This is a genomic window from Brachybacterium sp. ACRRE, from assembly GCF_022346485.1.
Classification (GTDB): Bacteria; Actinomycetota; Actinomycetes; order Actinomycetales; family Dermabacteraceae; genus Brachybacterium; species Brachybacterium halotolerans.
Genome location: NZ_JAKRMO010000096.1, coordinates 1 through 9,572, shown reverse-complemented (window position 1 = coordinate 9,572; position 9,572 = coordinate 1). Strand labels below are relative to the sequence as shown.

7 protein-coding genes are annotated in these 9,572 nt (G+C 73.4%); 2 read left to right on the top strand and 5 right to left on the bottom strand.

Annotation, left to right across the window (positions count from 1 at the left end; genetic code table 11):
* On the bottom strand, positions 1–1,312 hold a 1,312-nt coding region (gene xseA / locus MHY49_RS18030), incomplete at its 3' end, for an exodeoxyribonuclease VII large subunit (protein WP_239206465.1).
* A 227-nt stretch (positions 1,313–1,539) separates the two neighbouring features.
* Between xseA and MHY49_RS18025 the strand changes: the two genes are divergently transcribed.
* Positions 1,540–3,129, top strand: coding sequence for an APC family permease (locus tag MHY49_RS18025; RefSeq protein WP_239206463.1), 1,590 nt, complete (start codon positions 1,540–1,542; stop codon positions 3,127–3,129).
* On the top strand, positions 3,126–4,043 hold the full coding sequence (locus MHY49_RS18020) for a universal stress protein (RefSeq protein WP_239206461.1): 918 nt from the start codon (positions 3,126–3,128) through the stop codon (positions 4,041–4,043). The genes MHY49_RS18025 and MHY49_RS18020 overlap by 4 nt, the downstream gene beginning before the upstream one ends.
* Positions 4,044–4,088: 45 nt before the next feature.
* Here the strand turns inward: MHY49_RS18020 and MHY49_RS18015 are convergent, their stop codons facing one another.
* From MHY49_RS18015 to MHY49_RS18000, 4 genes are all read right to left on the bottom strand, one after another.
* Complete coding sequence (locus MHY49_RS18015) at positions 4,089–5,870, bottom strand: ABC transporter ATP-binding protein (RefSeq protein WP_239206459.1); 1,782 nt, start codon at positions 5,868–5,870, stop codon at positions 4,089–4,091.
* Positions 5,863–7,830, bottom strand: coding sequence for an ATP-binding cassette domain-containing protein (locus MHY49_RS18010; RefSeq protein ID WP_239206457.1), 1,968 nt, complete (start codon positions 7,828–7,830; stop codon positions 5,863–5,865). The genes MHY49_RS18015 and MHY49_RS18010 overlap by 8 nt, the downstream gene beginning before the upstream one ends.
* Before the next feature lie 50 nt (positions 7,831–7,880).
* Positions 7,881–9,116 carry a DNA recombination protein RmuC gene (locus MHY49_RS18005; protein WP_239206455.1) on the bottom strand — a complete coding sequence of 412 codons (1,236 nt, stop codon included), beginning with the start codon at positions 9,114–9,116 and terminating at the stop codon, positions 7,881–7,883.
* A gap of 61 nt (positions 9,117–9,177) precedes the next feature.
* Entirely contained in the window at positions 9,178–9,537 is a 360-nt protein-coding gene (locus tag MHY49_RS18000) for a helix-turn-helix domain-containing protein (protein ID WP_239206453.1), read from the bottom strand.
* Positions 9,538–9,572: the final 35 nt, after the last annotated feature.

Sequence of the window (9,572 nt, the reverse complement as noted above, 5' to 3'; positions counted from 1 at the left end):
GGGTCTGCGCGGGGGCGCCGGCTCCGGAATCGTCGATCGCGTCCATGTCGGGCGGGGTGTAGGGATCGTCCTCGGTGCGCAGGGCGCCGAAACGGCCGCCCGCCACGCGCACGGACAGCGCGGTGTCCACGGGGGCGGCCTCGGGGGCGCGCACGATCGTGCCGTCGGCCGTCTGCACCACGGCGTAGCCGCGCTCGAGGGTCGCGAGCGGGCTGAGCGCGCGGACCTGGCGGCCCAGGTGGGCGGTCTCGTCGCGCGCCCGGTCCAGGCGGGAGCCGACGAGGGTGCGGGCGAGCACGATCCGCGAGCGGATCTCCTCGGCGGGAGCGGTGAGGATGCTCGCCGGGTTCTCGAGCACGGGCCGCGACCGGAAGGCGTCGAGGTTCGCCTGCTCGCGCTCGAGGCGGGTGCGCACCGCCGAGCGCAGACGCGTGCGGCCCAGGTCGAGCTGCTCGAGCTCGGCCTGGATGTCCGGCACCACGCGCTTGGCGGCGTCCGTGGGGGTCGACGCGCGCACGTCGGCCGCGAGATCCACGAGCGGGGTGTCGACCTCGTGGCCGATCGCGGAGACGATCGGGGTGCGGGCGCCCGCGACCAGGCGCACCAGCTTCTCGTCGCTGAAGGGGAGCAGGTCCTCGAGGGAGCCGCCGCCGCGGGAGATGATGATGACGTCGACGTCCTCGAGGGCGTCGAGCTCGGTGAGCGCCGCGGAGACCTCGCGCACCGCCTTCTGCCCCTGCACCGCGACCTCGCGGATGGCGAAGTCGACCGCGGGCCAGCGGCGGCGCGCGTTGACCACGACGTCCTTCTCCGCCGCGGACTCGCGCCCGCAGATCAGGCCGATCGTGCGCGGCAGGAACGGGAGCTGCTGCTTGCGGGAGTCCTCGAACAGACCCTCGGCGGCGAGGGAGCGCTTGAGCTGCTCGAGCTGCGCGAGGAGCTCGCCGAGGCCCACGGGCCGGATCTCGCTCGCCTCGAGCTGAAGGCTCCCGCGCTTGTTCCAGAACGTGGGCTTCGCGTGCACGACGACGCGCGCCCCCGGCACGAGCTCGACCGTCATCGCCCGCAGCACGTGCTCCCGGATCGGCACCGAGAAGGACATGTCCACCTCGGCGTCGCGCAGCGTCATGAAGGCCAGACCGCTGCCCGGGCGCCGGTTCAGCTGCACCATCTGCCCCTCGACCCAGATCGGGGACATCCGCGCGACGTACTCACCGACCTTCACCGAGAGCTGGCGCAGAGGCCACGGGTTCTCCGGCGTGGTCTCGGCGGCCGTCGGCGCGAGAGGCCGATGGGGCGGGGTCTCGGTCATGGGTCCACTCTGGCACGCCGCAGGGACGTTCGAGGACCGGGCCGCCGGGTGTGGATGGACGACCTGTGGGGAGGATCCTCGCCGCGCCGTCGGACGCTCCACGTCCACGGATGTGATTGACAGCACACGGTTCGGGGTGGAGTGTTGCCCCAGCCCGCACGGCACCACGCCTTCGCAGTCCGCTGCGCACCGCGGCGTCGGGCGGCCCGACACGAGGAGGCGGCTGCATGAGCGTGCTGCGACGCAAGAGCATCGAGACGGTCCTTCATCAGGACGACGACGAGGACCACGCGCATCTGAAGAAGGACCTCGGGGTCAAGGACCTCATCGGCTTCGGGATCGGCATCGTGATCGGGACGGGGATCTTCACCCTCACCGGCCTGCAGGCCAAGGAGAACGCTGGCCCGGCCGTGATGATCTCCTTCGTGATCGCGGGCGTCGTCGCCCTGCTCGCCGCCCTCTGCTACGCGGAGCTCGCCTCCGCCGTCCCCACCGCGGGCAGCTCCTACACCTACGCCTACTCGACGATCGGGGAGATCTTCGCCTGGATCATCGCGTGGGACCTGATCCTGGAGTTCGCGCTCGGCGCCGCGGTGGTCTCGCGCGGCTGGTCCGGCTATGTGGCGGGCGTCTTCGGACTGCCCTCGAAGTGGTTCGCCGAAGAGGGGTCGGTGGTGAACCTCGGCGCCATCTTCATCGCGGTGCTGCTGGGCGTCGTCGCGATCCGCGGCATCCGCGAGTCGAAGTGGGTGACTAACGGGCTCGTGCTGATCAAGGTGCTGGTCTGCGTGTTCGTCATCGTCGTGGGCGTCTTCTACATCAAGACCGACAACCTGGTGCCCTTCATCCCGCCGGCCCAGCACTCCGAGTCCACCGGTTCCCGCCTCACCTCGCCGCTGTGGCAGGCGATCACGGGGATCGAGCCCTCGACCTTCGGGGTGGCGGGAGTGTTCGTCGCCGCGGCCGTCGTGTTCTTCGCCTACTCCGGGTTCGAGGCGGTCGCGAACCTCGGCGAGGAGACCAAGAAGCCGGCCCGGGACATGCCGCTCGGCCTGCTCGGGACGCTCGCGATCTGCACGGTCCTGTACGTCGGCGTGTGCCTCGTGGTCACCGGCATGGTCGAGTACTCCAAGCTCTCCGAGGGCGACGCCGTGGCCGACGTCTTCCACCAGGTGGGCCTGCCCTGGGTGGGCATCCTGGTGGGCATCGCCGCGGTCGCCGGGCTCAGCTCGGTGATCCTCGTGGACATCGTGGCGATGGGCCGGATCGGCTTCGCCCTCGCGCGCGACGGGCTTCTCCCGCCGGTGTTCTCGCGCGTCCACCCGCGCTGGGGGACGCCCGTGCTGATGACGTCCCTCACCGTGGGCGCGGTCGCCCTGCTCGCGGGATTCATCCCGATCTCCGTGCTCGCCGAGATGGTCAGCATCGGCACGCTGTTCGCCTTCGTGGTCGTCTCGATCGCCGTGGTGGTGCTGCGCCGCACCGATCCGGACATGGAGCGTCCCTTCCGCACGCCGCTCGTGCCCGCCCTGCCGATCGTCAGCGTCCTCGCCTGCGCGGGACTCATGGCGAGCCTCGCCGTGGAGACCTGGCTGCGGTTCCTGGCCTGGCTCGTGATCGGCCTCATCGTCTACGTGGTGTACAGCTACCGGCACTCGCACCTGGGCACGCGCGGGAGCGGACCGGTCCTGACGCCCACGCCCTTCATGGGCGAGCCGGGCGAGTCCGGTGGGGCGGGTGGGGACGAAGCGTCGTCCCGCGGCCGGGCGCCGGGTGCCTCCGCGCCCGACGATGACGGGCGGGGAGGCGTGCGATGAGCATCCTCGTCGGCTTCGGACCCGACACCCGCACCGGATCGGGACTGCGCCTGGGAGCCGCGATCGCGCGGTCCCTCGGCGAGGACCTCGTGCTGTGCTGCGTCGTCCACGACTCCTTCGGCTCTCCGTCGCTGCGCGACTTCTCCGGGGTCGACGACGACTGGCGGCGGGAGATCACCGGCCTCGCGCGCGAGGCGCTCGCCGAGGCCCGCTCCCGTCTGCCCGATGACCTCGAGGTCGAGACGGTGATGCGGGTCGGCCGCTCGGTGCCGCAGATCCTCGAGCGCGAGGCCCGCGAGCGCGGGTCACGCATGCTCGTGGTCGGATCGGCCGACGGGGTCGTCGGCCGGATCGGACTCGGCAGCACGAGCGACCGCCTCGTCCACAGCTCACGGGTCCCCGTCGCCCTCGCCCCGCGCGGCTTCGACCCCGGCGACGGGACGCTCTCGCGGATCGTGCTCGCCGTGGATCCGTCGGATGCCGACGCGGCGCTCGTGCCCGGCGTGGTCCGCGTGCTCGACGCGCTGGGCACCTCGCTCACGGTGGTCACCTTCGCCGTGCGCAGCGGCACCCGGAGCGCGATGACCGCCTTCCGGGAGAGCGGCTTCTACGCGCAGTGGCGGCGCGATGCGGTGCGCACCCAGCGCGCGATCCTCGACGAGGTGCGCGCCGCGTGCCCGGAGGTCGAGGCCGACGCCGGCTCCGTGGTCGAGGGTGATCGTTGGTCCGCCGCCGTGGGTGGCCTCGAATGGCGCAGCGGGGACCTGCTCGTCATCGGCTCGAGCTCCCACGCCGGTCTCGCCCGGGTGTTCCTGGGGTCCACGGCCGCGCGGATCCTGCGCCACGCGCCCGTCCCGGTGCTCGTGCTCCCGCGGGGCCGTGGGAAGGTGGCCCGACGGGACAGGGCACGGTGACGGCCGCGGGACGTCGACGATGGTGACGAAGGAATCGCCTCCTCATCACCGGTAGCCGCGGGCCTGCAGGTCGTAGAGCTCCCGGTACCGGCCGCCGCGGGTCATGAGCTCGGCGTGCGTCCCCTGCTCGAGCACTCGGCCGTGATCGAGGACCACCACCAGGTCGGCCGCGGCGACAGTCGAGAAGCGGTGGGTGACCAGCAGCGTCACCCCGCCCGTCGTACCTGTGCGTCCGGCGGCCTGGGCGTAGCCGGTGAACAGGGCATCCTCCGTCGCAGGGTCGAGGGCGCTCGTCGGCTCGTCGAGCACCCGCAGCAGCGGAGCCGTGCGCATCATCCCGCGCGCGATCGCCAGACGCTGCCACTGCCCGCCCGAGAGGCCGCTCCCGCCCTCCCAGCTCGTGCCGAGCGGCGTCGCGAGGCCGCGGGGGAGGGCGTACATGATGTCCTCGGCGGAGGCGTCGGAGATCGCCCGGCGCACCGCCGCGGGATCCTCGGCGCGCGGGAGGTCGCCGACGCCCACCGACTCGAGCGCCGTGTACTCGAGCCGCGCATGGTCCTGGAAGGCGCCCGCGCAGCGCCCGCGCCAGGCGACGGGATCGAGCTGGGGGAGCGGCGCGCCGTCGACCTCGATCCTTCCGGCGTCGAGGTCGTGCATGCCCAGCAGCAGATCGACGAGCGTCGACTTGCCCGCGCCGTTCTCCCCGACCAGGGCCACGGTGGACCCGGCCGGCAGATCCAGGTCGACGTCCTTGATCACCGGTGACCGCCCTCCGGGGCGGGTGAAGGTGACGCCCCGGAGCCGGATCCCGTCCTCGAGGCGCGCGGGCGGAGCGGCCGTGCCGTGGTGGCCGCGGGCATCCTCCTCGACACGGTCGGTGAGCCACAGGTAGCGGTTCACGGTCCGCAGGCTGTTCTGGAGCGTCGTGATGCCCATGCTGATCGAGCGCGCCGCGTTCTGCAGGTTCTCGAGGCTCATCACGGCGATCGTCATCGCGGCGAGCGTGACCGCGCCGGCCAGGGCGTCGTGGGCCATCCACGCGATGACGGCGATCGCGGGCACGTAGAAGGCGAGCGAGGCCAGGAGCGTGAGAGCCGAGACCCGACGGGTGGCGGCGAGCTCGGGCCCGGTCCAGTCACGGGCGGCGGCGCCGATCCGTCGCAGCAGGAAGCCGCGTGCGCCGAAGGCGCGGATCTCGCTCGCGCCGGACCTCTGGGAGGTGAGGTCCATGAGTGCGCTGAGGCGCCGGCTGGGCTCGGCGCTCTGCTCCTCGGCGCGCTTGCGGATGCGGGTGGTGGGGGAGGTGATGAGGATCTGCGGGATGCCCGCGACGGCGACGAGCGCGAGACGCCAATCGGCCCCGATCGCGACGACCAGCGCGGTCGCCGGGGCGATGAACGAGCGCACGGCGTTCATCAGCGAGTTGTACCCCATGCCGACCGCCCCGCCGTGGTCGCGCAGGGCCTGGACGGTGTCCAGGGTCTCCGGGTCCTCGAGGTGGGAGAGGGTGGTCAGCGAGGCGAGGTACTGCGCGGTGCGGCCCTCGAAGCGATCGGCCATGGCCTGCAGCAGGCCCACGCGGTAGCGCGTCCCCCAGATCGAGAGCAGCGAGTTCGTGCCGATCACGGCGGCAGCGGCGGCCCCGGCGAGCAGGGCGGTCCGGGCATCGGTCGCGACGACCGCGGCGACGATGATCCCGTACAGCAGCGGAGTGAGGCCCTCGAGCAGCTTCGCGAAGGTCTCGAGGAACGCGAAGACGCAGGCGCGCGGCGAGACCTTCCAGCTCTCGCGCAGCACGAAGAGGATCGGGCGGATCGACTCACGCATCCTCGGCCCCCTCCCGTGCCCCGTCGGCCCCGTCGGCCCCGTCGGCCCCGTCGGCGCTGTCTGCCCCGTCGGCTCCCGCGCGTGCGAAGCGTCGCGCCTGCAGCGTGAACATCTCCGCGTAGCGGCCGCCGCGGGCCATCAGCTCCTCGTGCGGACCGTCCTCGACGATGCGCCCGCCCTCGAGGACCACGATCCGCTCGGCGCGGCGCACGGAGGAGAGGCGGTGGGAGACGAGCAGCGTGGTGACGCCGCGGCCGAGCTCCATGAGGTCCTCGAACAGCGCCGCCTCGGCGCGGACGTCGAGGGCCGACGTCGGCTCGTCGAGCACGAGCGCCCGGGCCCCGTCCTCGACGGCCGCGAGCGCGCGGGCGAGGGCGAGCCGCTGCCACTGCCCTCCCGAGAGGTCGGTGCCCCCGGCGAGGCCCGGTGCGAGGGGCGTCTCGAGTCCCGCGTTCTCCCGGCTCAGGCGCTCGAGCACCGCGGCGCCGCCGGCACGCCGGATCAGCTCGTCGACGTCGTCGGGGCCCGCCGAACGACCGAGCATCACGTTGTCGGCGACGCTCAGCGGGAAGCGCGTGAAGTCCTGCAGGATCATCGCGACCCGGGGATGCTGCTCGGGCGCCGGCGCGGCGGGCAGTCCGCCCACCTCCACGTCCCCTGAGCTGGGGCTCTCGAGGCCGGCGATGAGGGACATGAGCGTGGACTTGCCCGCTCCGTTCGCGCCGACGATGCCGATGGTCTGTCCGGCGGGGATCGTCAGGTCGAGGTGCTCGAGCACGGGTCGTTCGTGCTGGGGGTAATGGAAGGTGACGTCCCGCAGGCTGATGGCGGCGCTGTGCGGTCCGACGGCGGCATCCGGGCTGCCGGGGCTTCCGTCGGGGCTTCGGCCGGGGCCGCGGTCGGCGCCGCGCCGGGCCTCCTGATCCGTGTCCGGCGCGAGCTCCCGCTCGAGGGCGTCGATCTCACGGTGCGTGTGGCCCGCCTGCAGGAACAGCGTCTGCGGGTCGCCGATCGGCCCGAACCCGTCGAGCACGGCGGCGGCCGCGGCGAAGACCGCGGCGAGGCGACCCGCGTCGAGGTGCCCGGCGAGGGCGTCGTGGACCAGGAGCAGGGAGACGCCGACGAGCACGAGCGCCGAGCAGAGCGCGACCGCGTCGGCCGATCGCGTCCGCGGCACGTCGGCCGTGAAGAGGGCGTCTCCGCGGTCGTGACCCGCCAGGCGAGGGCGCAGCCAGGGGAGCAGTCCGAAGAGGCGCACCTCCCGTGCGGTGCGCTCGCCGGAGGCGACCTGGAAGGCGTACCGGGTGCGGCGCTGCGCGGTCGAGAGCGCGCTGCCGGAGATCGTGTCCAGGAGGCTCGCGAGGTACTGCACCCACACGCGGGAGACGAGGCGCGCGACCACGAGCAGCACGAGCGCGACCAGCGGGTTCCAGCTCGCGAGGATCGCGAGCGGCGCGAGGCCCGTGAGGCGCGCGGTGACGACGGCCTGGGCGTTGGCGGTCGAGGACAGCATGCGCCAGTCCCGGATCTTCTCCAGCAGGTCGGCGGCGCGGCCGGAGGCCGACGTGCCGTCGAGATGAGCGACGCCCTCGGGACTCAGGAGGATCCGGGCCAGGTGCAGGCTGCGCTGCTCGCGCACCCGGGCATCCAGGCCCGCGGTGAGCACGTCGGAGAGCGACCCGATGACGGGCGTCGCGATCAGGCTCGCGCCGAGCACGAGGATGCCGCGCACGAGGCGCTCGTCGGCCGTCGAGTGCTGGACGGCGGCGGCGAGACCGCCGACCACGTCGCCGAGTCCCAGGATGGTGCCGCCGCTCGCCGCCATCGAGGCGAGGGCCAGGACCAGGAGGCCGACGGCCCGGGTGGGCGATGCGGAGACGATGAAGCGCAGCAGGCCCAGCCGCGCCGCGAGATCCCCGCGCAGCGTGGGCGCGCCGGTGCGCGCTGGGCTCGGGGACATGGGGTCACTCTGGCACGGCGGCGCGCGCCGGCGACACGGAATTCGAGGACTCAGCCCGCCGCGCGGGAGCCGGCGTCCCCGGTGCTCTCTGTGCTCTCGGCGCGTCCGATCGCGTCCCCGCGAGCGAGGTCGGCGATCTGCTCCTCGTCGAGGCTGCGCGCGCGGCGGGTGAGCTGCTCGACGTCCTCGACCTTCTTCGAGGTGAGCTCCATGTCCTCGAAGCGCCGGGCGGTGACCATCACCCGGGACTGCAGGGAGCCGACGGCGTCGTTGTAGGCGGCGACCGAGGAGTCCAGCGAGCGCCCCACCTTGCCGAGGTGACCGGCGAGCGTGCCCAGCCGGTGGTGCAGCTCGCGGCCCGCGTCGAGCACCTGGCGGGCGTCGCGGTTCAGGGAGTCAGTGCGCCAGGTGTGGGCGACCGTGCGCAGGAGCGCGACGAGGGTCGCGGGGGAGGCGACGACGACGTCTCGGGAGAACGCGTGCTCGAGCAGCTCGGGATCGGATTCGAGGGCGGCGGCGAGCACGCCGTCGCTGGGCACGAACATCACCGTGAACTCGGGGGTGTCGCCGAGCGCGGCCCAGTACGCCTTCGAGCCCAGGCGGTCCGCGTGGCCGCGCATCGCCTTGGCGTGGGCGGCGCGCCGGGTGCGCGCGCGATCGGGGTCCGGCTCCTCGACCGCGTCGAGGTAGGCGTCCATCGGCGCCTTGGCGTCGACGACGACGCTGCGCCCGCCGCTCAGGCGCACCACCATGTCGGGACGCTGGCCCGCCTCGCCACTCGCCCCGCGGCCGGAGTGCTGCTCGCTGAAGTCGACGTGCTCGAGCATGCCCGCGGCCTCGACGATGCGGCGCAGCTGCACCTCGCCCCAGCGGCCCCGGGAGGTGGGCGCGCGCAGGGCGGCGGTCAGGGCGTGGGTCCCCCGATCCAGGTCGCGGGTGCGCTCGCCGAGCTCCTCGAGGTGCGCGCGCAGCGCGCCGTCGGAGCGGGCGCGGGCGCTCTCGCTGCGCTCGACGTGCTGCTCGAGCTGGGTGAGCGCGTGGGTGATGGGCGCGAGCGTGCTGCGCAGCTCCGCGTCGCGCTGGGCGGCCTGGGCCTCGCGGCGCTCCGTGTCGCGCTCGAGCTGCAGCCGGACCGGGTCGATCGCGGGGGCTCCCTGCGCATCGAGGCGCCCGGCATCGGTGCGGGAGGCGCCTCGCGCGCGCGGATCGCGCATGACGAGGTAGGTGCCCAGCGCGCCGAGGGCGACGCCGACCAGGAGGACGAGGATCACGGTGAGGGTGTCCATGGACTCAGCACACCACAGGGGAGGGACATCCGAGCGGATGCGGAGTCCCGGGCGGGCGCGGTCAGCGCAGGGCGGCGGCGCGTGCGGTGGCGACCTCGTCCATGTGGTCGACGGCCCAGGCGCGGAGGATCTCGAGCGGCTCGAGGAGGGTGCGGCCCAGCGCGGACAGCTCGTACTCGACGTGCGGCGGCACCTCGGGATACACGGTGCGGACGACGAGCCCGTCGGCCTCGAGGGAGCGCAGGGTCTGGGTGAGCATCTTCTGGCTGATCCCGTCGATGAGCCGCGAGATCTGCGAGAAGCGCAGGGGACCGTCCTCGAGGGTGCCGATGATCAGCACGGTCCAGCGGTCGCCGATGCGGTCCAGCAGCTGGCGGGACGGGCAGACGCGGTACGGGTCGTAGAGGGCGGGGGCGGACATGGCGGTTCCTCTCGAGAGTCGGCTGTGGGTGGGGC

What these genes read in the sequence shown, in the direction of transcription:
- MHY49_RS18020 (WP_239206461.1), top strand. Translation starts at nt 3,126, where the DNA reads ATGAGCATCCTCGTCGGCTTCGGACCCGACACCCGCACCGGATCGGGA.
- MHY49_RS18000 (WP_239206453.1), bottom strand. Translation starts at nt 9,537, where the DNA reads ATGTCCGCCCCCGCCCTCTACGACCCGTACCGCGTCTGCCCGTCCCGC.
- MHY49_RS18005 (WP_239206455.1), bottom strand. Translation starts at nt 9,116, where the DNA reads ATGGACACCCTCACCGTGATCCTCGTCCTCCTGGTCGGCGTCGCCCTC.
- MHY49_RS18010 (WP_239206457.1), bottom strand. Translation starts at nt 7,830, where the DNA reads ATGTCCCCGAGCCCAGCGCGCACCGGCGCGCCCACGCTGCGCGGGGAT.
- MHY49_RS18025 (WP_239206463.1), top strand. Translation starts at nt 1,540, where the DNA reads ATGAGCGTGCTGCGACGCAAGAGCATCGAGACGGTCCTTCATCAGGAC.
- MHY49_RS18015 (WP_239206459.1), bottom strand. Translation starts at nt 5,870, where the DNA reads ATGCGTGAGTCGATCCGCCCGATCCTCTTCGTGCTGCGCGAGAGCTGG.